Consider the following 21,359-nt stretch of genomic DNA (forward strand, 5'->3'; position numbering starts at 1 on the left):
ACCGTCATATTGCCGAAAACTGCCAGCCAGTCGTACGTCCTCGAACCGAGTGGCTGTACACCCACACCGCGAACACCTACACGCGCACGGGTCGTTGACGTTTTCCTGACACTTATAGAGACGCTCGAACACGCAATTCCGTGCACCGGATCGGGAGGTGACCTCCGTCACCATTCGCCACAGCAGTCACTCTGGGCACGATCGCACCAATAGTCATATGGATCTCCCCTCGTTCCATGAGCACAGCGTGATATCGCGTTTCTGATGCGTGAGCCCCAGCCGCGGGCCGCCTGGGCGACACGGGCCCCGACCTGATGATTCCCCCTTGTCGGCGAGGGATCCCCCGGAACCGGCAGGAGCTGACAGGATCGACGGAACCCAGCGGGATCGTACGAGGAAAGGCTGTGAAGACGGTGACGAGCACCCATCCCCCGACCGCCGGCGTGCGGGTACCGGACACCCGGCTGGCCCGGGAGGCCACCGAACTGGTCCGTGACACCACGAGCCGGCTCATCTACGACCATTCGCGCCGGGTCTACTTCTTCGGCGCGCTCCAGGGCCGCGCACGAGATCTCTCCTTCGATCCCGAGCTGCTCTACATCGGGGCGATGTTCCACGATCTCGGTCTCGGCGAACGATTCCACGACAGTGGCCGGCGCTTCGAGGTGGACGGCGCCGACGAGGCGCGCCGCTTTCTGCGGAGCCACGAGGTTCCCGAGGACAGTGTCCGCCGAGTGTGGACCGCCATCGCCCTGCACACCACGCCCGGCATTCCCGCGTTCATGGAACCCGAGGTGGCACTGGTGACCGCGGGAGTCGAGTACGACGTACTCGGTATCGATTTCACCGGAATCTCCGCGGCGGACCGTGCCGAGGTCGTCACTCTGCATCCCCGGCCGGACTTCAAACGACGCATCCTGGATGCCTTCGCCGAGGGAATCCGGCCGAAGCCGGAGACCACGTTCGGCAATGTGAAGGCGGATGTCCTCGCGCACTACGCGCCGGGATTCGAGCGCGGTGATTTCGTGCAAACGATTCTGGACTCCCCCTGGCCCGAATGAACTCCGCCCGGAAGTCGCGCCGCGGCCCCGGCCCGGCCGATCCGCCGGGGTACGGGGGCGGCGACCGGATCCGGCCGGGGCGCGGGCGCGCGAAGTGACGCCGGCGCCCCCGGCCGGCCGGGCACACGGCACCAGGGGCGCGGTCCCTCCGGACTCATCCCTCATACGGCCGAAGCTAACCCGGGGACCACCGTCCTGGCACCGGGTTATCGGTGCGTACGTCGGGCCGCGCCCCGGCCCACCGTTGTGACCAGCACGGCGGCAGCGGCGGACCAGGAGCACGGCGGCCGCCCGTACGCCCTCCCCGAGCAACCACGCGCCCGGCCGCCGGGGGGATACATCATGACGCGGCGAAGGCAGGGCGGGCCGACGGGGCGCGGCGTTACGGGACGGCCCGCGGTCAGGGGGTGAGCGGTTCCTCCGCCGCGGGGGCGCCGAGGAAGTGGAAGCCGGGCCGGGGGTGCATCAGGAAGTCGTGGTGGGAGATGTTCCAGGCGTACGCGCCGGCCAGGGCGAACACCACCCGGTCCCCCGCCCGCAGTCCGTCCGCCGGGACACCGCTCGCCAGAACGTCCTTCGGGGTGCAGAGCTGACCGACCAGCGTTATCGGTCCGTCGCCGGCGGCCGGGCGGGGCCAGGGATGGGGCCAGTCGGCGACGGGCAGCACGGCGCACGGCTGGTCGTGGCCCTTGGTCGCGGGGGTCCGCAGATGGTGGGTACCGCCGCGGACGACCGCGAAGTGCTCCCCGTGGCTGCGCTTCACATCCAGGACGTCGGTGGCGTACCAGCCGCAGTAGGCGGTGAGCGCCCGGCCCGGTTCGATCCGGAGGACGGTGTCGGGGTGGTCGCCGGCGAGCCGGGCGAGGCCCGCGCCGTAGGCGGTCCAGTCGAACCGGCTCGCCGGGCGGGCGTAGTCGACGGCCATCCCGCCGCCGATGTTCACCTCGCGCAGCGGGACGCGGTGGCGCGCGGCGAGCGCGGCGGACCAGTCCAGGACGGAGCCGGCGACGGCGAGCTGCGCCGGGGCGTCGAGTCCGCTGGCGAGATGGGCGTGGACGCCGTGCGGCTCCAACCAGGGGGTGCCGGTGAGGCGGTGGAGAACGGCGTCCGCCTCGGTGGGATCGATGCCGAAGGGCGCGGGCCGGCCGCCCATGGCGAGCGCGCTCCCGGCGAGCAGCCCCGCCGGCACGGGCAGGTTGACGCGGAGCAGTACGCCGACCGGGGTGGCGGCGCGGGCGGCCAGCTCCGCCAGCACGGCCAGTTCGTGGGCGCTCTCCACATGGAACCGGGCCACCCCCAGCCGCAGGGCTGACTCGATCTCGGCGGGTGTCTTGCCGGGTCCGCCGAAGGCCAGCGGGTGGTCCGGCACGGCCGCGCGCACATGGGCGAGTTCACCGCCGGACGCGACCTCGTAGCCGTCGGTGTACGGGGCGAGTGCGGTCAGGATCTCCGGTTCCGGGTTGGCCTTGGCGGCGTAGTACAGCTCGACCCGTTCGGGCAGCGCGGCCCTGACGGACGCGGCGTGTCGGCGCAGCGCGTCCAGGTCGTACAGGTAGGCGGGCAGCCCGGTGGCGGGCAGGGACCGGGCGAGGTCCCGGACGGCGGCGGTGATCATCGGGGGCTCCGGTCGGCGTCGGCGCGGGTCGCCCCGGACAGGATGTCCGTGGCGAGGGGGGACGGCAGCCGCACGTATCCCGCGTTGCGGTCGGCCGAACGCTCCCAGCGGGCGAGCAGATTGGCCTTGGCGGGCAGCGGGCCGCCGGCGAGCAGCGCCGTCAGCGGCCGGGGGCGGCCGAGGTCGTCGGCGCACCGGTCGAGGGTGTGGCGGACCGCGGCCCAGAGGGCGGGTTCGGCCCGGGGGTGCAGGTCGGCGAGGGCGGCGAGCAGTTCGGCGACGTGGTTGACGAGCAGGCAGTACACGACCCGGTCCCAGCCGCGCCGGGCGTCGTAGGTCATCGGTCCCGCGACTTCGGGGGGCAGCGCGGCGAGGGCCTCGGCGTGGTGCTCCGGGAGCAGCTTGGTGCCCTCCAGGTCGCGGAAGAGGATCTGGGCGGGGCCGCCGTCGGGGCCGACGCAGACGATGACGTTCTGGAGGTGGGGTTCGAGGACCAGACCGTGGTCGAAGTAGGCGGCCAGTACGGGCGGTACGAGCAGGTCCAGATAGGCCCGCCACCAGCCGAGGGCCGCGGCGGGGTCCCGGCCCACCAGGCGGGAGACATGGGCGGGCCCGGTGGGGTACTCGTCGGCGACCGCGGCGGCCAGCAGAGGGGTCACACCGGGCCGCAGCCGTCCGCCGAGCCCCTCGCGCACGATCACTCCGAAGCCTTCGAGGAGTCCGGTGTCGCGCCGGCCGTCCGGGCCGGTGAGGGAGACGCTGCGGTAGGCGGGTTCCCGGAGCATCCCGGTGTGCGGGAAGCGGGCGGCCAGGTCGGCGAGGGCGGGGGCGAGCAGTCGGGTGAGGGCGACCGCGCCGGAGAGTTCGTAGTGGGCGTTCTTCCGGACGCAGTTGGTGATCCGGACGTTGAGGCTGAATTTGAGGAAGGTGTCACCGTCGTAGAGGGTCCGTACGGATGCGGTGGGGGTGAAGTGCCCGCCGCCGGGGCCCAGGTCGAGGATGTCTCCCCGGTCGAGCGCGGCGCGCAGTGCGGGCCGGTCGCTGAGCTGGTCGTACTGCCAGGGGTGGGTGGGCAGCAGCCGGTACCCGGGGGGCACCGGTCGCAGTCGGTCCAGCGGATCGGCGGCGCCGGGCTCGGCGCACTCCTGGGCGATCAGCGGCTCGCGCACGGCGAGCAGCCGGAGCGGGAAGGAGACGCCGGCCTCGGGGGCGTACGCGGACCAGGCCGCGGGGTCGCCGCCGTGGGCCTTGGGGGTGGGGTGGAAGCGGTGGCCGAGGACGAGGGACTGTTCGGAGGCCAGATAGGTGGCGAGCGGGTCGCCGCCGGTGGCGCCGAGGCGGCGGTGGGCGGCGAGGGCGGCGGAGACTCCCCGGTGGCTGGCGGCGATCTGGGGCAGGAACTCGTCGTTCCGTACGCCGGTGCGGAGGGAGAGTTCGGCGTGGGTGTACTCGGCGAGCCGGCGCCAGCCGACCTCGGTCCAGCCGGTCCCGGTCCGTTCGGTGACGGGTCCGGTGAAGCGGTGGGCGCCGAGGAGGGAGGTGCGGCGCAGGTCGACGCGGAGCAGCACGCCGCGGCGGGGCAGGCGCAGCAGCAGCCGTCCGCCGCTGACGGCGGTCTGGTGCTCCAGGCCCGAGACCTCTCTGAGCAGGCAGTTGAGCAGAGTGTGGGCGACCGCGTCGGATGCGGTGGGCAGGCCCGGCGGGGGGCCCGCCGCCTGGGTGGGGCGGTCGGGTGTGGTGCTCGTCATCGTTCGCTCCCCCGCAGCAGATAGTTGGGCCCCGTGCCGTAGTGCTTGTTGATGTCCAAAGCCCCTGATCTCTCCTTGGCGAGCAGTGTGCCCGCCGTGATCATTGCCTTGATGGGCAACTGTGCCGCGTCCAGGACGTGGGTCCGTAGGAGGGCGCCGGGCTCCCCCGGGCCGGTGCCGAGCCGGTCGGCGGCGGCGGCGAGCCGGTCACGTATGAGAGCCAGCAGCCGTTCCAGCGGCGCGTGTCCATGGCGGGCGAGTCCGAAGGCGTAGGCGCCCGCGCAGAGGTGGACGGTGATGGTGGTGAACAGATCGAGTATCGGCCCGTCGTGTTCGGTGCGGACGCGGGGGTCGTGGAAGTCCGCCGCGTCGTCGCCCAGGGTCTCGCGCAGCCGGACCGTGTTGACGCGCGGTCCGTCGTTGTCCTTGAGCAGCAGCCGCAGCCGGGTGCGGTCGCCGGGCCGGTCCAGTATCAGGGAGATGTTCTGTTGGTGGGACTCCAGCGCGATGCCATGGCCGAAGAGGGTGGTCTGCCAGTCGAAGAGGAGGGTGAGAACGGCGTCGAGGAGGGTGAGCGGATCGCCGTCGTAGAAGCGGTCGGCGAGATCGTCCACGAGCGGCCTCCCGGCGGGGGATTGGCTCAGCAGGGCCGCCATCGGCAGGACGACGGCGTTCTCCAGGTCGTCCGGATAGCGGCGTACGAGGACGGCGAGGAGTTCGTGGCCGGCGTGGGCGTACCGGGTCTCGTCGGCGTGCAGGACGGTGCCCTGGAAGCGGGGTTCGTGGGCGATGACCTTCTCCAGCAGGCGCTGGCCCGCCACCCCGTCGGCGAGGGTGCCGGGTTTGATGGTGCGCCGGTTGAGGCGGCCGAGGGTGGAGGTGGCCAGGGGGAGCTTGAGGTGGGTGCGGGGGTCGGCGGTGAGGGCGACGGTCCGCATGGACAGGGTCGGTACGGCCTGCGGGTGCGGCCCGTCGGTCAGGGTGGCGCTGCCGTCGAGCCCGGCGGCCCGCAGGGCCTGGCGCAGGGTCGCGCCCGCGGTGAGCGGATGGACGGGGAGGACGATGTGGTCGTCGGCCACGCCGGGGGGCCGGGGGAAGAGGTCGTCCGGGCCCCAGCCGTGGGTGGTGACCCGGTCCCGGGGCAGCACCAGACCGCGCAGCGGGAAGCGGGGGTGGAATTCGGGCGCGTAGGCGCGCAGGTCGTCGTCGGTGAGCCCGGACCGGCCGCGGGAGGTGGGGTGGACGGGGTGGTCGTGCCGGGCCGCGAGGGTGTCGAAGGCGAGTCCGGCGCCGAGTCCGGTCCAGTGGGCGGGCCGGTCGCCGTGGTGGGCGACGAGCCGGCCGACGACCTCGTCGCGGGTCGCGGTGTGCAGGCGGCGGGCCGCGAGTGCCTGCCGGCATTCGGTGGCGAAGTCGGCGAATCCGCCACGGTCGCGGGGGTCGGCGAGGGCGGCGAGGGCGGTGAGGATGGAGTCGGCCGTGGTCAGTTCGGTGCCGTCGGACTCCCGGCGCAGCAGGGGCAGCCGGGCCTCGGTGGCGCACTGGAACCCGGGGGTGACGGACCGGACCGGCAGCAGGAGGGCGTCGTGGTCGGTGGTGGCGAGCCGGAGCCAGCCGCCGTCCGGGCGTTCCAGTGGGGTGCTCCGGGTGCGCAGGCCGACGACGTCCTCGCGGAGCAGGGCGTCGAGGACCGGGAGCAGCGGGTCGGTGGCGTGGTCCCGCCGGGTCACGGTGCGATCTCCCAGGTCTGCCGGGCGAGGAAGTCCTCGGCGGCCCGGTCCACGGCCGTCCGGTCCGTGCCGGTGGCCCGGAGGATGCCGAGGAAGTCACGGTTGGTGTGGTGCAGCGCGCGGCGTTCGCCGACGGCACGGGTCGGACGGTAGGTCAGCCGTACGCCGTCGACGGTGCTGTCGACCGGGCCCGGCGCGGCCGTGAGGGTGCCGGCGCGGTCGGCGCAGGGGTAGTCGAGGCGGGCGGCTCCGTCGGTGCGGGCGCCGAGGTCGGCGGGGAGCGGCTCGCCGAGGTGGGTGCGGAGGATGTGGTCGAAGAGGGGGATGCCGAGGACCTCGGCGAGGAGGAGGTCGCACTGGTCGCCGATGGCCCGGTAGTTGACTTCGATGATCCGCACCCTGCCCTCGTGGACGACGAACTCGGTGTGGCAGGCGCCGAGCCCCACCCCGAGCGCGTCCAGCCGCTCCCGTACCTGGTCGACGACGGACTCCGGGTGGGCGGGGACGAACGACAGCCGTTCCTCGATGAAGTACGGCAGGGGGGAGAGCCGGGTGTGGAATCCGCCGAGGACGTGGAGGCGGGTGCCGTCGCCGAGGGTTTCCAAGGTGTACAGCTCGCCGGGCAGGTACTCCTCGGCGACCAGCGCGGCCCCCGGGCGCCGGGTCCGGATCTCACGGCAGTGGCGGACGAGGTCGCCGGGCCGCTCGACCCAGATGACGTCCTCGCTGGCGACCCCTTCGCGCGGTTTGACCACACAGGGGTACGGGAGGTCGAGCGCGGCCAGTTCGGCGGGGTCCTGATCGCCCGCCAGCTCCACCGAACGCACCGTTTCGGTGGCGGCGAGCCCCCGGCGGGTCTGTGCCTTGTCCTTGGTCCGGAGCGTGGCCCGCCAGTTCTTGGCGGGCAGGCCGAAGAACGCGGCGGCCAGCGCGGTCTGGGTCTGGAGGTGGTCGCTGTTGCTGAAGACGGCGTCCGGGGCGCGGTGGGTGGAGATCCTGGTGATGACGGCGTGGAAGTCGCGGACGTCGCACGGCAGGATCTCGACGCCGGGATGGGAGTGGCGGTAGCGGTCCCGGTGCGCCTCCGGCTGATCCGTCAGCAGGGTGACACCGAGACCGAGTCGGCGTGCGGCGGGAAGGAAGCCCTCGGTGACCGAGTCGGTGGGATTGAGGGCGAGCACATACATCTGCATGGGTGAAATACTTCCGCGCGCGCATTCGCTGGGCAGGGGACAGGCAGGAACGGATAAACGGCAGGACCGACCGGGGCGGCCCGGCCTGCGGCGCAGGGACGAACTGCCTGGTCGCGGGGGCTCCGGTCGCTCCGGATCATCAACCGGAGCTTAGGTTAGGCATCCCTAAGAATGCCAATTAGCCACGTCGCGACCCCAGTTAACGATCCGGTCCGAAGATGTGGTTAAGGTGAGCCTTACCTACACGCCCCGCCCGGTTGACCACCCCCGGCGGTTCCGCACCTCCGATCGTGCCCGGGTTCCGATCGTTCCCGGGTTCCGATCGCCCTCCGGTCGTGCTTCCCCCCGGCCCCCGCCGCTGTTCCGCCCCTTGAGGAGTACCCGTGACCCTGGCCCCGGCGCTGGCACCTGCCGGAGCTGCCCTCAGCTGCTCCACCCTGCTCGCCGCCACCTACCGACGGCTGGCATCCCTCTGCGACGCCCTTGACCTGGTGGTGGCGGAACCGCACACACCCGCCGCCCAGGGCTGGATCGACAGCTCGGAGCTGTCGCACCGCCCCGAGCTGCTCGACTCGTTCCTGGATGCCGAGGCGGACCGCGTCCAGGAGCGCTACGCGCACACCGCCCGGCCCGATGTCGTCGCCTCCCGGACGCTGCACGGCCTGCTCTGGTCGACCTGTCTGCTGCTGAGCGGCCCGTGGTATCTGGAACGCCGGGTGCCGCTGCTGCGGCAGGATGCGATCAGAATCAGCCGAACGAGGGACGCGTACGCGGTCGTCCCCGGCGGGTTCTCCTGTCTCCCCGACGATCCGGCCGCCGGGCTGCCCGGGGTACGGGTACTCCGCGACGCCGCCGCGCTGCGGGACACGCTGCGGACCGCGGTGGCCGATCAGGTGCGCCCCTTGCTGGCGGCGATGGGACCCCGGCTGCGGCGGGGGCCCCGCGCGCTCTGGGGCATGGTGACCGACGACCTGATCTCGGGCGTCTGGTACGCGGGACGAATGCTCGGCGACGAGGAGCGGGCGATCCGGGCGGCGGACGCGCTGCTGCCCGGGGCGGTGGGGCCGTTCCCCGGCGGTGCGGACTTCCGCGTGCTGACCGGCGGGGACGGGCGGACGTACCCCACCCGGACCCGGATGGGCTGCTGCCTCTACTACACGATCCGCCCGGCCGAGGCGTGCGGCACCTGCCCCCGGGTCCCCGATGCGGAGCGGCTGCGCCGGTTCGAGGAGACGGCACCGTAGAGGCTGTCCCGTGGTCCCCCCGGCGGGGGGCGCCGGCGTCAACGCGGGCGGTGCCGCGTCACCCCCGGAACGCGGGCGCCCCGGGGCGAAGGCCGGGCGGGCGGCGGGCCCGTCCGCTACCGTCGTGCCGACCCTTCGGGTGACCGTGGACGGGCAGCCCGCCCACGGTCACCCGACCCGGATCCGCCCCCGACACGGCAGCTGTCCGATGTACCCGGGCGATTCGGCCGATTAGAGCGCTGCGGAACAGCTCGTTGTCCACGATCGTGGACAGATATGCCGTTCCGGCCGAGCCGCTGGCGACGGGAGGCAACGGGTGTCCGGTTTCGTGCAAGCGCCCGACCGCGACGGGAAACTGGCGTACGAGGAGTGGGGAGACCCCCGGGGTCACCCCGTGTTCCTCCTGCACGGCACGCCCGGAAGCCGGCTGGGTCCCCGGCCGCGCCCCTTCGACCTCCACAAGCTCGGGATCCGGCTGATCGCCTACGACCGCCCGGGGTACGGACAGTCGGACCGTCACGCGGGCCGGAGCGTCGTGGACGCCGCCGCCGACGTCCGGGCCGTCGCCGACGCGCTGGACATCCCCCGGTACTCCGTGGTGGGTCGTTCCGGGGGCGGTCCGCACGCGCTGGCCTGTGCCGCGATCGACCGTGACCGGGTGGCCAGCGCCGCCGCCGTGGTCTCCGTGGCCCCGCCGGACGCGATGGGCCTGGAGTGGCTGGCCGGCATGGCCGAGTCCAATGTGGCGACCTATACGCTGATGGCCCGGCACGCTCCGGATCTGACCCAACTGGGTGCGCAGCTCGCCCGCAACGCGGATGCCATCCGCAGGAACCCCTCCTCGCTCCTCAGCTCGCTCTCCCGGGAGATGCCGGAGGCGGACCGCCGGGTCGTCGAAGACGCCGGAATCCGCGATCTGCTGCTGGTGAACTACCTCTCCGCCGTCGGAGAGTCCACCGCCGGCCGGACCGAGTGGGACGACCCGCCGGAGCCCACCGGCTGGGTGGACGATCTGGTGTCGCTCCGCAAGCCCTGGGGGTTCTGTCCGGAGCTGATCCGGGAGGTGCCGGTACTGCTGTGGCACGGCGAGCATGACGTGTTCGCGCCCGTGAGCCATTTCCACTGGCTGGCGGAGCGGATCCCGGGCGCGGTCGCGGTGCTCCAGCCATCCGCCGCGCACTTCGCGGCCCTGCCCGCCCTGCCGCCGATCCTGGCGTGGGTCCGCGACCGGGGCTTGCGCGCCGCCCCGACCCGCTAGGCCCTGTCCGGGCCGGGCCGGGGGGCCCGTGGTGAACGGCCCGGAAGTCGGTGCGGCGGAGGGCCGTCAGATGGGGTGCGGTTCGATCTCCAGTCCGCTCCACCGCCACGACTGGAGGGCCACCGTCCGCGGGTGGTCGGCACCGAGCTGTTTGATCATCTCGGTCAGCGCCCGGTCGCGCAGGGCGTCCGCCGCGGGGGCGTCGCCCAGCTCCCGCAGCACGGCCGCGAGATTGCCGGCGCACACCAGGGTCGTCGGATGGCTGGACCGCAGGACTTCGCGGAGTCGGTCGAAGATCGCCTCATAGGCCCCGCGGGCCTGCTCGAACCGCCCGCGCGCGGCACGGGCGTTGGCCAGGTTGAGCCGGCAGACCAGCACATGGGGATGGTGGTCGCCGAGCAGTCCGGTGAAGTCGGAGACGGATCGCTCCAGCATCGTCTCGGCCTCCGCGGCGTCGCCGCTCCGCAGCAGATGGACGGCGTGGTTGGCGGCGCACGCCACGGTGGAGGGATGGTGCGCGCCGAGGGCGCGCCGGAGTCCCGCGAGCACGTCGCGCACCAGATCCAGCGCCTCGGCCGCACGGCCCAGCGCCATCAGATCGCCGGCGAGGTTCATCTCCATGAGCAGCCGCTCCGGGGACTCGCCCGTCTCCCCCGACGGCATGTGCTGGAGCACGTGCCGGGTGAACTGCTCGGCCTCCCCCCGGCGCCCGGCCGCGCGCAGCGATCCCGCCAGCCCCTTGACGGTGTTGAGCACGGTCGGCGCGCCCTCGGTGAGTTCGACATTGCGCAGACAGCGGTCGTGGGCGCGCTTGAGCAGATTGACCGAGGCCGTGAAGTCACCGCAGTCCCGCAGGTCACGTCCGAGGTTGACGGCCGATTCGATGGTCAGCGGATGGTCCGGAAAGAGGATCTCCTCCCGGGTCTCCAGGGTGGCGCGGTCCAGGTCCCGGGCGGCGTAGTAGTCACCGGACGCCCGGAGCGAGACGGCCAGGTTGTTGGCCGAGGTCAGGGTGCGCGGATGGTCGTCCCCGTACACCTCGCTGTATCTGCCGTGCGTCTCCCGGTCGTACCGCAGCGCCTCGGTGAACCGTCCGAGTCCCCGCAGGTCGGCGGCGATGCTGCTGGTGGTCATCAGGACGTGCTGGTCGTCCTGGTCGCCGAGGATGTCGAGCTGTCGGGCCAGCACCTCGCGGTCGAGGGCGAGTGAGTCCTCGTACCGTCCCTGCGCGCGCAGGATGTTGCTGATCTGGAAGCGCATGTGGAGCGTCCAGCGTTCGTCCGGATCACCCGCCGCGCTCCAGCCGGCGACGCACTTCTCGCTGAGTTCGCGGGCCTGGGCGAGTTCGCCGCGACGGCGGAGCTGGCGCACCCGGTCGACGATCAGCTCGCGGACGCCGTCGTCGGGGGTGACGAGGGCCCAGGGGGTGCCGAGGTGCGGCCAGATGATCCGGTACCTGTCCCAGGTGCTGGGGTCCTCGGGGTCGTCCTTGCCTGGCCGGGCGGCGATCAGCGCGCGGTAGACCATCTCCCGGGCCTCCGCCCCCTCCTCCTCGGTCATGCTGTGGCGCATGGAGAGCTGGATGAGCCGGTGCACCTGGACGCTCCGGGCCTTGCGGTCCACCCGGAGCAGGGCGAACCGGCTCAATTCCTGGTAGGCGCGGGCCACCGTCCGTCCGCCCCCGAGCGCGCGGGCGATCTCGACTCCCTCCAGGAGGTCCATCGAGATGGGTTCGGGGCCGAAGTAGGAGCAGAGTTGGAGCAGCCGGACCGCCGGCGGGTAGTTCTCCCGCAGTCGTCCGATGGCGAAGTCCCAGGTGCCGCCCGTGGTCTTGGTGAAGTCGGCGACCTGGTCGCCCTCGTCCGGCGTGCCGTCGGCGGTAACGGGCTTCTGGAGCAGGCGGACGTACTCCCGGGCGCCCAGACCGGTCTGTTTGATTCCGGCGGCGGCCTGTTCGACGGCGATCGGCAGATCGCCGAGGGCGTCCGCGAGGAGATCGGCCTCGTCGGGGCCGATATCGGGGAGCCGGCGGCGCAGATGGCTGATGCTCTCCGTACGGGTGAACACCCCGACCTCGACGGTCTCGGCCCCACTGCCCCAGCCCTCGGAGCGCTGGGTGGTGACCAGGATGTGGCCGGACGGGCCGTGGGCGAGGAAGTCGGTGAGGCTGTCGGCCTCGTCGGCGTTGTCGAGGATGAGCAGCCAGCGGTGGAACGGCTCGCCCCGGTCGAGGGCATCCCGGACGCCGCGTGCCGTGTCGGTGGGGTTCTTCCGTTCCGTCAGCCCGAGCCACGGGGAGAGCGCGGCGTACTGTTCGACGGCGAGGTTGCGCTGTTCGGCCTGGATGTGCCAGACCACGTCGTAGTCGCCCTTGTAGCGGTGGGCGAACTCCTGGGCGAGCAGGGTCTTCCCGACGCCGCCCATGCCCCGGAGCAGTATCGTCCGCCGCCCCGTGCGCAGCCGTTCCCTGATGGTCTCCAGGAGTTGGGTGCGGCCGGTGAAGGACGTGGTGCGCAGGGGAACCGACCAGACGGGCGGCTCGGCCCCGGGGTAGCGGGGGGCGAGCCGGTCGGCGCCGGTGTAGTGGCCGGACGCGCGCGGTTCGGGTGCCACGTCGAAGGCGGCGAGCAGGGCCTCCCGGGCGGAGTCCTCGGTGGCGCAGCGGGTGAGGTCGACGAGCTGATCGGTGAAGGGCGAGCTGAGTGCCACCTCTTCGACGCGGACGGGCACCAGATGGCGGCGGTTGCCGAGGCGGTCGGGCGAGAAGACCGTCTCCCAGGTGGCCCGGAACCGGGAGGAGCGCAGATACGCGCCGGAGAGGACGGCGAGGGTGTGGGAGGTGGCCTCCACCCCGCGCTCGGTGTCGGCCTTGAGCCGTACGCCGTCGTCGGTGCCCTCCTCGGTCAGATGGACCCGGAATTCGGCGGCTTCGAGGACGGACCGGATCCAGTCGGCCCAGGTGCGGTCCTGGGGGGCGTGGCTGATGTAGACGTCGGAGACGTCGAGCGGGCGCCGGCGGGTGAAGAGATCGAGGTAGCGCTGGCGGGTGCCCTCCTCCATCCGGGGCATCGCGGTGACCTCGCCGTCGGAGACGACGGCGGTGAGCCGTTCGTAGGCGGCGAGCAGGGAGGAGTGGCTCCCGGGGGTGTCCCGGAACGGGGCGAGCAGTTCCTCGTACGAGTACGCGGGCCGGTACGGGATCTCGACCGTGCCCCAGTAGTCGTGCGGCGGGACGGAGCTGTGCCGTTCGAGGAGGCGGCCGAAGCGCAGCCGGATCTGGGCGCGGGCGGCATCGAGCCGGTCGGCCTGGCCGTTGGTGTCCTCGACCCGCATCGGCACGGGCAGGATGCGGATGTTCCGGTTCCCGTACATCGCCTCGATGCGCTCGGCGACCGCGGCGGCGCCGTCGATGCTCTGACTGCTCGGGGTGAAACAGGCGATCAGGGTGTGCGGCAGATTGACGGTGCAGATGTCGGAGATATCGCTGAGGCCGGTACGGCTGTCGATGAGGACGTAGTCGTAGTTCTGGGTGAACTGCCGTTTGACGGCCTCGATGAATTCCGTCGCGAGCGGGCCCTCCATGAAGGGTTTCCAGTCGAACTGGGAGAAGGCGCTGAGATATCCCTTGTTCTTGGTGCCGGCGGGAAGGAAATCGAGCCGGCCGTTCCGCGGGAATTCCCAGATGACCGGAATGAGGCAGTGGTTGAAACGGGCCCGCTCGGCGACCCACTCCGCGTCGACCGCGGGCGGGCGCTCACCGCCCCAGCCCGGGTACGCGGCCTCGGCCGGCCGCAGCTGTTCCAGCAGGGCCTGGTTGAAGCGGCTGACCAGGTCGAGGACGCCGGGTGTGGAGTCGAGCTTGTCCCGGTCGAGGAAGGGGTGCAGGAAACGGTCGAGCCCCGGGGCGTCGAGGTCCCAGTCGACCACGAGGACCCGCTGGCCGGAGGAGGCCAGGATCCAGGCGGTGTTGGCGAGGGCCATTGTCCGGCCCGTGCCCCCCTTGTACGAGTAGAACGTGATGATCCTGCCCGCGTGCTCACCGGTCATGGCCTGGCCTCCGCGCCGCCCTCGTCCGTGCCGGGCGCGCCGGCACCGGCCGCCGGCGGTGTCCCCGGGGCGGGCCCCGTCGAGGGGCCCGGTGGGGACGATCGCGGCTGAATGTATCGCAGGTATCGCATATACGCGGACTCCGCCAACTCCCCGAACCAGAGCGCGAATACATCGGCGGTGCGAAGACCACGAACGGCTGATTGCTGCCCTATTCTGCCTTCGCGCAGATGTCGGGGGAAGGTGGATTCCAGTAACTCGCGCAGCCGTTCGGAATGCTCCGTGGTCTGGGGGTCGTTGTCGGCCAGCGCGGTCAGTACGGCGGTCCAGGGCCGGCGCGCGGTGTCGAACTCCCGCGCCTGGCGGGCCGCCGTGACGTCCTGGAGCGCCCAGGGGTCCACGATGAGGACCCAGGGCGCGGTGGGCGCCCCGACGCTCCGGAGTTCGACGAGCGCCTTGTCGAAGGAGACCACTTCCGGGGCGAAGCCCAGATTGCGGGCCAGCTCCCCGGCTTGTTCGGCCACGGGGCCGCCAGCGGCCGGGCCGTACGGGCGCCAGTCGAGCGGGCGCGGGCCGTAGCGCGCGCTCCCGCGGCCGATCGGCAGCCGTTGCTCGGACGGGGCGAGGACGGTGAGGCGCAGCGGGGGCCGGGGCGGCCGGGTCGCGAAGGCGTCGGGCAGCCGGGCGAGGCCGGCGGAATCGAGACCGGCCGGGTCGAGGCGGGACGGCGCCCAGTCGGACGGGCCGGGGTCGGACGGCGCGCGGTGGACCGGCGGGGTCCCGGCGATGCGGCGGGCGAGCCAGTCGACGATCCGGAGGGCCTGTTCCTCCTCCAGGTCGAGCAGTTGGTGGAGCCCCAGCGCGGCATAGCTCTCCTCCGCGTCACCGGCGCTCTCCGGTACGGCGGGGGTCTCATGGACGGCTTCGGGCACCGATGCGGCCGGATAGGGCGTCCAGAGCACGGGCACGATCCGGGGCGCGGGCGCCGGGGCGGACCGCCTCGTGATCGCGGTCCACTGGCGTCCGCACCGCGGGTCGGTGAAGTACCGCTGGGAGTAGAGCGGTACGAAGGCACGGCAGTCGGAGAGCGCCCGGACGACCTGCTCTCCCGTGGTGTGGGGCCGTTCGACGAATCCGGCGTCCGCGCCGCCCGCCCCGGCGTGCGCGGCGACCCGGTCGCTGAGCGCGCCGTAGAAGTCGAAGACCAGCCGGTCGGGGTCGGGTCCGGTGCGCCGGTCGCCGGGGATCCGCGCGTAACTCAGGAAGAAGAGCGGCATCCTACGGTCCCTCCTCGAACACATTGCGGAGATGGTCGAACAGTCCGGTGTCACAGGGATCGAGGCGGGCCTGCTGGGCGACCTTCACGATGGTCTGGGCGATGCCCCAGACGACGCGCCGGTACTGGATGGCGTAGCCGGCCTCCCGCAGTCCGTAGAGGCCCATCGTGAGGTAGGAGGGGCCGAGGTCCGGGTGGAGGTACTGGACCGCCTCGGCGACCGGCGGCAGATCCAGATGGGCGGGGCTGAGCCACAGGACGGGAACGATCGCGTTGACCGTATAGGGCCGGGTCTCGTGCTGGCGGGCCTGCCGCCGCGCGAAGGCGTCCCACTCCTTGCCGCACCACTCCCGGGAGAAGTAGCGCTTCGTGTAGACGGGGACGAAGACCTGACAGGTCGCCAGGGCGTGTTTGAGGTTCCTCTCCCAGTCGGCGCCGATACCCATCTGCCGGTCGAGGAAGCCGGGCGGTTCGGTGCCGTCGTGGTCGGTGAGCTGCATGATGTGGCGGCACAGCTCCCGGTGGAAGTCGACCAGGTCCTGGTCCGGGTGCCCCCGGCCGCGTTCCTCCTCGGTGGCGGGGACCCGGGCGTAGCTGAGGAAGAAGTACGGGTCCCCGGCGGTGGGCAGCGCCCGCGCGGCTGCCAACGGATGGGTCACGGCATGGCCTCCCCCGAGATCGCCGCCCGTCCGCCGGGGGGCGCGGGGCCCGGGGGCAGACGCTGAGAATCCATTGGAACGCGAAAACGAGCATCGGTACTAGAGGCGGGAGCGGGACAGTTGTCGCGCGGACCGGTTCACGACCTCCCGCCGGGCGACACTCCGGCGTACGCCGGTTCGCGCGGCGGTTAGCGCTGTGGTTCAACAAGAGGTACCGAGCGCCCGCGCCGTCGTCCGCATCCCGGCGAGCAGCCGCGCCCCGACGGCTGTGGGCGCGCCCGCCCCGGCCAGGGTGTCCAGCGCGTCGAGCAGCTCCGCCCGCCGGGGACCGGTTCCCCGGTCGCCGAGTGCGAGCCGGGTGTACGTCTGCCGGAGCACGGTCTCCAGCGGGAGGGGTTCCGCGCTCCAGGCCACGCGATGGCTCCCGCCGCCGGGGGCGAGCAGGTCGTACAGGTCCGCCAGGGCGTCGAGTTTGAGGTGCTGGCACCCCTCGATCAGCAGCCGGGCGAAGCTCCCGGCCGAGGAGGGCGGCGTGATACCGATGGCGCCGAAGGCGTGCCGGGAGGTCTCGACGCCGACCGCGCCGGGGGCTGCGGAGAGCGGAACGACGGCGGTCAGCGCGGCGGCTACGCCCCCGGCGTGGCGGGGGAAGTCGGTGCGGACGATCCGCCAGGCTGCGTGGAACAGCTCCTGCCAGTGGCGGTGTTCGGCATCGGTCTGCCGAGGGGCGGCCCCGGTCGGGAACGGGCACCGGTACGGGTCGAGGTCCTCCAACGCGATCCGTACCCCGTCCGCCTCCAGATGGCGCAGGGGTTGCCAGCGGACCCGGTCCGCCGGGGTGTCCCGCGCCTCGTCGTGGACGCGGAACCGCCCGCCTCCGGTCGTGATCGTCAGTGTCGGGCTCGTACCGTCCGTGGTCAGCAGTCCGAGACCGGGGAGGTGTACGGTCCCGCACCGGGTCGGGACCGTCAGGGTCAGCGGCTCCCCGGCGCGGGTGGCGGCCGACAGCGCGATCTCGGCGGGCCGTCCGGGGTCGCCCGGGCCGGTCTCGCGGGCGGCCAGCGCCCACGGCCGGATCCAGGGGTCGGCGAGCGCCGTCTCCAGGGCGGCGGGCGACAGGGCGAGCACGGCGCGCCAGGCGGCGGACGGGGGTGGGGGCAAGGGGGGTTCATGGGGTTCGGCCGGGCGGGGGGCGGGTTCATGAACGGCGGGCGTCCCGTCCACGGAGACCGTTCCGCGCGGTGCGGCCGGGTCGGGGGCCGGGACCGGGTCGGGGGCTGCGGGGGCGCCCGCGGCCGATGCGTACCGGGCGGCGGGGTCGTACCGGGCTGCCGTGTCGTGGGCCGCGGCCAGCAGGACCCGGCGCAGTCCGCTCTGGGAACGGGCCAGTTCGCGTACGGCCGCAGCGCCGCCGAACCCGGCGGCCAGTTCGTCGAAGTGCCCGGGTCGGAGTCCGTGGGTGGCCGTCGCGGTATCGGCCCCGGCCACGTACTCGATGAGTTTCAGCAGGTCGGCGCAGTAGACGGAGGGATTGTCGAACGCCTGCCCAGCGGGCGATCGCGGCGGGGTGCGGAAGCGGTGCGCGTAGAGTCCGCCGCCGCAGACCGCGACCACGGGGCAGGCGCGGCACTGTGCCGCGAGGCCGTCCAGGCCCTGCCGCTGGGCGAGGATCCCCGGGTGGCCGGCGGCCCGGTCGAAGCTGTCGCGCGCCACATGGAAACCAGTCGCGGGCGCTCCCTCCGCGACGGTCTTCAACCAGTCCGCCTGTTCCACCGCGCCGTCCGTCTCCACCACCAGCAGATCCGAACTGCCGAGCCCCAGCGCCTCGGTGAGACTGATACCACCGTGTGCGAGCCGGGTGATCGATTCAAATATCCGAATGCGGACGGGCCGCCCGTCGGCCGTCCACCGCCGGTGGACGGCGATCAGCCAGTCGGCATACTCCGTGGCACCCGCCCGGCGCGGCGGCGGCCGGTCCCAGGTGGCGTGGGGCAGCAGGAAGTCGATGCCGGGCGGGTCGAGACCGGCCAGGGTCCGGTAGACGGCGACCGGATCGTTGGTCACGTCGACGGTGCACAGCAGTCCGCCGAAGGCGCGCCGATGCGCGGGGGCGCCGATGCGGCGGATAGCCCGTACGACGGACGCGTAGCTCCCCGAGCCATCGGCCCTGATCCGGTGCCGGTCGTTCGCCGACCGGTCGCCGTCGAGCGAGACGGCGGTGACGATCTCCTCCTCGGCGAGCATGGCGCAGAACGCGTCGTCGAGGCGCAGCCCATTGGTCTGCATCCGCAGATCGAGACCGCTGACACCGTCCAGCGCGGCACGCAGCTCCCGGGCGAAGCCGCGCAGCCGCTCCCGTCCGGCGAGCAGCGGCTCACCGCCGTGGAAGACCACATGGACGCGGGCGAGACCGTGCGCGCCGGCGTGCTCGGCGATACGGGCGGCGGTGCGGCGGAAGGTCTCGTCGGACATCGTCGGCGGGCGACCGCGCCAGCTCTGGTCCGCGTGCCGGTAGACGTAACAGTGGTCGCAGGCGAGGTCACACCGGCTGTGCACCTTGACCACGAACTGACGGAAGGGCCGCGTCCGCGGGGGCATGGGGGGACCCGGCTACGGTGCGGGCTCGACCGATCCCGAGGACTGGAAGGCGGATCCGGTCTCGCGCGCAGGCCCCAGCCGGGCCAGCACGGCGATCCGGTCCCGCTCCGGCACCCGGTGGAGCGGCGTACGAGTGTGGTCGGGGAGCTGACCACGGATCGTGCTGTGGTCGGGGAGCTGACCACGGATCGTGGTGGGCTGAGCGCTGTCCATGGAGCTCTCCTCGGCGTGTACGGCTCCGGTCGGCACTGCCCATCGTGACGACACCGTCACCCCGGCGGCAAGGCGCCCACCGGCCAATTCAAACGTGCTGCTCACGGCGGTGAGCCGGCCACTCCCCAGGCGCGACGGCAGCGGCTGGGGAAGGATGGAACGTGGCAGTGTCCGGCCGCCGGCAGGCTGTCAGGAGGCCCCATGGAGTACGCGGAGAGCTATGAGCTGGTCTTTCCGGCATCGGGGACGGAGGACGACGTCGTGGTCGTCCGCCGGACCGAGCGGGCCGGCGCGGGCGGATATCCGGTGTACGAGGACGACACCGGGATCGTGCGGGCCGAGATCAGCGAACGCGGCGAAGTCCGGATGCTGGCGAGCGGCGCCCATCAGGCGCCCGGGTTGCCGGTGACCGTACGGCCGCTGGAGCGCTGACGGCGGCGGGAGTCCGCGGCGCGGCGCGGACCGTCACGTCCGGGGGTTAATCGGTTGCCGCCGCGGGGGCGGCCCTGCTGAACTGCCGGACGACGGCGAATCGATCGAAGGAGAACAGTCGTGTGCGGATCTCTGGTGTCCATCGCGAAGGCCATCACCGTCAATCCGAAGGACATGACTGTTCGTGCGCACACTGAACGTCGGAATTCTGGCCCATGTCGACGCCGGTAAGACCAGCCTGACCGAGCGGCTGCTGCACGCCGCCGGGGTCATCGACACCGTGGGGAGCGTCGACGACGGCAGCACCCTCACCGATTCCCTCGCGCTGGAACGGCGGCGGGGCATCACCATCAAGTCCGCGGTCGCATCGTTCGCGATCGGCGACCTCACGGTCAATCTGCTCGACACCCCCGGCCACCCGGACTTCATCGCCGAGGTGGAGCGGGTGCTCCGGGTGCTCGACGGCGCCGTGCTCGTCGTCTCCGCCGTGGAGGGGGTGCAGGCGCAGACGCGGGTGCTGATGCGGACCCTGCGCCGGCTGTCCCTTCCGACCCTCGTCTTCGTGAACAAGGTCGACCGCCGGGGCGCCGACACCGGGCGGGTGCTGCGGAGCGTCGCCGAGAGGCTCACCCCCGCGCTGATCAGGACCTCGGACGTGCACGGGGAGGGCACCCGCGACGCCTCCGTCGTCCCGCGCGGCGCGACCGAACCGGGTTTCGTCCAGGGGCTGGTCGACCTGCTCGCCACCGGGGACGACGCGCTGTTGGCCGCGTATGTCGCGGACGAGACGACGGTGTCGTACGACCGGCTCCGCACCGCCCTCGCCGAGCAGACCGCGCGGGGAGTGACGCACCCGGTGTTCTTCGGCTCGGCCATCACCGGCACGGGGGTGGCTCAGCTCATGGCCGGGATGGCGGAGCTACTGCCCGGCGGCGAGGGGGACGCCGCCGGGCCGGTCTCGGGGACGGTGTTCAAGGTCGAACGCGCCCCCGGTGGCGAGAAGATCGCCTACGTCCGGATGCGGAGCGGCACCGTACGGGTCCGGGATCGGCTGCCCGTCGGGCGTTCCGCCTGGGGCAGGGTCACGGGGATCGAGGTGTTCGACCGGGGACCCGCCACCCGGCGCGGGCGGGTGGCGGCGGGGCAGATCGCCAGGCTGCGGGGGTTCGGCGAGGTACGGATCGGGGACACGATCGGGGACCCGACGCCGTCGGGCGAGATCGCCGCGGCCGGTCATTTCGCGCCGCCGACGCTGGAGACGGTCGTCGTCCCCGAACCTCCGTCCACGAGCGGGGCGATGCACGCGGCGCTCACCCGGCTCGCCGAGCAGGATCCGCTGATCGACCTGCGCCAGGACGACCGACGGGGAGAGGTCTCCGTGTCCCTCTACGGAGAGGTGCAGAAGGAGGTCATCCAGACGACCCTGGCGGACGATTTCGGGGTGGCGGTCACCTTCCGCGAGACGACGACGGTCTGCCGGGAGCGGCCCGTCGGCACGGGGGCCGCGTTCGAGATCATCGACAAGGAGCCGAACCCGTTCCTGGCCACCGTCGGGCTGCGGGTGGAACCCGCCCCGGACGGCGCCGGGGTGGAGTTCCGCCTGGGGGTGGAGCTGGGGTCGATGCCGTACGCCTTCATGGTGGCGGTGGAGGAGACCGTGCGGGAGACGCTCCGGCAGGGTCTCCACGGCTGGGAGGTCACCGACTGCGTGGTCACCCTGACCCACTCCGGCTACTGGCCGCGCCAGAGTCATGCCCACGCCGTCTTCGACAAGGGCATGTCCAGCACGGCGGGCGACTTCAGGAATCTGACACCGCTGGTGCTGATGGCCGCGCTGCGCCGGGCCGGGACGCAGGTCCTGGAGCCGATGCACCACTTCCGACTGGACGCCCCGGCCGACGCGATCGGTGTGCTGGTTCCGGTGCTGGGGCGGCTGGGGGCGGCCACTCTGACTCCGGTCCGGGCGGGCCGCGACGGTGTGCTGGAGGGGAGGATCCCGGCCGCGCGGGTGCGTGAACTCCAGCGTCGGCTGCCTTCGCTGACCCGGGGTGAGGGGGTGCTGGAGGCGGCGTTCGACGGCTATCACCCCGTCATGGGGGCCGTGCCGACGCGGCCCCGGACCGACCACGATCCGCTCGACCGGAAGGAGTATCTGCTGAAGGTCCTCCGGAGAGTGGGCGGACGGGCGCCCGGGGCCTGACCGGGGGCGCCGGCCTCCGGACCCGCTGGGGGCGCGCTGTCCGCACGGGGCCGTACGGGCGGGGCCGTCGGCGCGCCCCGACAGG

The 21,359-nt window shown here is 72.7% G+C and carries 14 protein-coding genes; 5 read left to right on the forward strand and 9 right to left on the reverse strand.

What is annotated here, in order from left to right; all coding sequences use genetic code 11:
- Positions 1-404 precede the first annotated feature (404 nt).
- Complete coding sequence (locus ACH4S7_RS20005; protein ID WP_398522546.1) at positions 405-1,061, forward strand: HD domain-containing protein; 657 nt, start codon at positions 405-407, stop codon at positions 1,059-1,061.
- A gap of 400 nt (positions 1,062-1,461) precedes the next feature.
- Here the strand turns inward: ACH4S7_RS20005 and ACH4S7_RS20010 are convergent, their stop codons facing one another.
- Genes ACH4S7_RS20010 through ACH4S7_RS20025 form a run of 4 tightly spaced genes read right to left on the reverse strand, consistent with a single transcriptional unit; the run spans position 1,462 to position 7,347 of the window.
- The gene (locus ACH4S7_RS20010) at positions 1,462-2,676 is read right to left on the reverse strand and encodes a type III PLP-dependent enzyme (RefSeq protein WP_398522547.1); all 1,215 of its coding nucleotides are present in this window, start codon (positions 2,674-2,676) and stop codon (positions 1,462-1,464) included.
- Positions 2,673-4,424 carry an IucA/IucC family protein gene (locus tag ACH4S7_RS20015; RefSeq protein ID WP_398522548.1) on the reverse strand — a complete coding sequence of 584 codons (1,752 nt, stop codon included), beginning with the start codon at positions 4,422-4,424 and terminating at the stop codon, positions 2,673-2,675. The genes ACH4S7_RS20010 and ACH4S7_RS20015 overlap by 4 nt, the downstream gene beginning before the upstream one ends.
- Positions 4,421-6,154: an IucA/IucC family protein gene (locus tag ACH4S7_RS20020; protein ID WP_398522549.1), complete on the reverse strand. Its 1,734-nt coding sequence runs from the start codon at positions 6,152-6,154 to the stop codon at positions 4,421-4,423. The genes ACH4S7_RS20015 and ACH4S7_RS20020 overlap by 4 nt, the downstream gene beginning before the upstream one ends.
- Positions 6,151-7,347, reverse strand: coding sequence for an acetyl-CoA carboxylase biotin carboxylase subunit family protein (locus tag ACH4S7_RS20025; RefSeq protein ID WP_398522550.1), 1,197 nt, complete (start codon positions 7,345-7,347; stop codon positions 6,151-6,153). The genes ACH4S7_RS20020 and ACH4S7_RS20025 overlap by 4 nt, the downstream gene beginning before the upstream one ends.
- Positions 7,348-7,730: 383 nt before the next feature.
- On the opposite strand from ACH4S7_RS20025, the gene ACH4S7_RS20030 reads away from it, so the two are divergent.
- Positions 7,731-8,591 (forward strand): (2Fe-2S)-binding protein, encoded by an 861-nt coding sequence (locus ACH4S7_RS20030; RefSeq protein ID WP_398522551.1) that lies wholly within the window; start codon positions 7,731-7,733, stop codon positions 8,589-8,591.
- 316 nt (positions 8,592-8,907) lie between these two features.
- Positions 8,908-9,849 (forward strand): alpha/beta fold hydrolase, encoded by a 942-nt coding sequence (locus ACH4S7_RS20035; RefSeq protein WP_398522552.1) that lies wholly within the window; start codon positions 8,908-8,910, stop codon positions 9,847-9,849.
- A gap of 66 nt (positions 9,850-9,915) precedes the next feature.
- Here ACH4S7_RS20035 and fxsT read toward each other — a convergent pair whose 3' ends face one another.
- The 5 genes from fxsT to ACH4S7_RS20060 all read right to left on the reverse strand — a co-directional run bounded on the left by fxsT (position 9,916) and on the right by ACH4S7_RS20060 (position 18,642).
- Positions 9,916-13,896: an FxSxx-COOH system tetratricopeptide repeat protein gene (fxsT, locus tag ACH4S7_RS20040; RefSeq protein ID WP_398522553.1), complete on the reverse strand. Its 3,981-nt coding sequence runs from the start codon at positions 13,894-13,896 to the stop codon at positions 9,916-9,918.
- Positions 13,893-15,173, reverse strand: a complete 1,281-nt coding sequence (gene fsxC / locus ACH4S7_RS20045) for an FxsC protein (protein ID WP_398522554.1) — start codon at positions 15,171-15,173, stop codon at positions 13,893-13,895. Before fsxC ends, fxsT begins: the two co-directional genes overlap by 4 nt.
- Position 15,174: 1 nt before the next feature.
- A complete protein-coding gene (locus ACH4S7_RS20050; protein ID WP_398522555.1) occupies positions 15,175-15,831 on the reverse strand; it encodes a TIR-like protein FxsC in 657 nt (218 codons plus the stop codon).
- A gap of 201 nt (positions 15,832-16,032) precedes the next feature.
- Positions 16,033-18,429 carry an FxsB family cyclophane-forming radical SAM/SPASM peptide maturase gene (locus tag ACH4S7_RS20055; protein WP_398522556.1) on the reverse strand — a complete coding sequence of 799 codons (2,397 nt, stop codon included), beginning with the start codon at positions 18,427-18,429 and terminating at the stop codon, positions 16,033-16,035.
- A 12-nt stretch (positions 18,430-18,441) separates the two neighbouring features.
- Positions 18,442-18,642: a hypothetical protein gene (locus ACH4S7_RS20060; RefSeq protein WP_398522557.1), complete on the reverse strand. Its 201-nt coding sequence runs from the start codon at positions 18,640-18,642 to the stop codon at positions 18,442-18,444.
- Positions 18,643-18,843: 201 nt separating this feature from the next.
- Here ACH4S7_RS20060 and ACH4S7_RS20065 point away from each other — a divergent pair, with 201 nt between their 5' ends.
- Together ACH4S7_RS20065 and ACH4S7_RS20070 are read left to right on the forward strand one after the other, a co-directional pair.
- On the forward strand, positions 18,844-19,074 hold the full coding sequence (locus tag ACH4S7_RS20065; protein ID WP_398522558.1) for a DUF6296 family protein: 231 nt from the start codon (positions 18,844-18,846) through the stop codon (positions 19,072-19,074).
- A 184-nt stretch (positions 19,075-19,258) separates the two neighbouring features.
- On the forward strand, positions 19,259-21,274 hold the full coding sequence (locus ACH4S7_RS20070; protein ID WP_398522559.1) for a GTP-binding protein: 2,016 nt from the start codon (positions 19,259-19,261) through the stop codon (positions 21,272-21,274).
- The last annotated feature ends 85 nt before the right edge of the window (positions 21,275-21,359 follow it).

The sequence above is a fragment of the Streptomyces sp. NPDC020965 genome, assembly GCF_044333555.1.
Taxonomy (GTDB): domain Bacteria; phylum Actinomycetota; class Actinomycetes; order Streptomycetales; family Streptomycetaceae; genus Streptomyces.

Coding starts and splice junctions, on each gene's coding strand:
- fsxC (WP_398522554.1), bottom strand. CDS start 15,173: ATGCCGCTCTTCTTCCTGAGTTACGCGCGGATCCCCGGCGACCGGCGC.
- ACH4S7_RS20060 (WP_398522557.1), bottom strand. CDS start 18,642: ATGGACAGCGCTCAGCCCACCACGATCCGTGGTCAGCTCCCCGACCAC.
- ACH4S7_RS20025 (WP_398522550.1), bottom strand. CDS start 7,347: ATGCAGATGTATGTGCTCGCCCTCAATCCCACCGACTCGGTCACCGAG.
- ACH4S7_RS20010 (WP_398522547.1), bottom strand. CDS start 2,676: ATGATCACCGCCGCCGTCCGGGACCTCGCCCGGTCCCTGCCCGCCACC.
- ACH4S7_RS20065 (WP_398522558.1), top strand. CDS start 18,844: ATGGAGTACGCGGAGAGCTATGAGCTGGTCTTTCCGGCATCGGGGACG.
- ACH4S7_RS20055 (WP_398522556.1), bottom strand. CDS start 18,429: ATGCCCCCGCGGACGCGGCCCTTCCGTCAGTTCGTGGTCAAGGTGCAC.
- ACH4S7_RS20015 (WP_398522548.1), bottom strand. CDS start 4,424: ATGACGAGCACCACACCCGACCGCCCCACCCAGGCGGCGGGCCCCCCG.
- fxsT (WP_398522553.1), bottom strand. CDS start 13,896: ATGACCGGTGAGCACGCGGGCAGGATCATCACGTTCTACTCGTACAAG.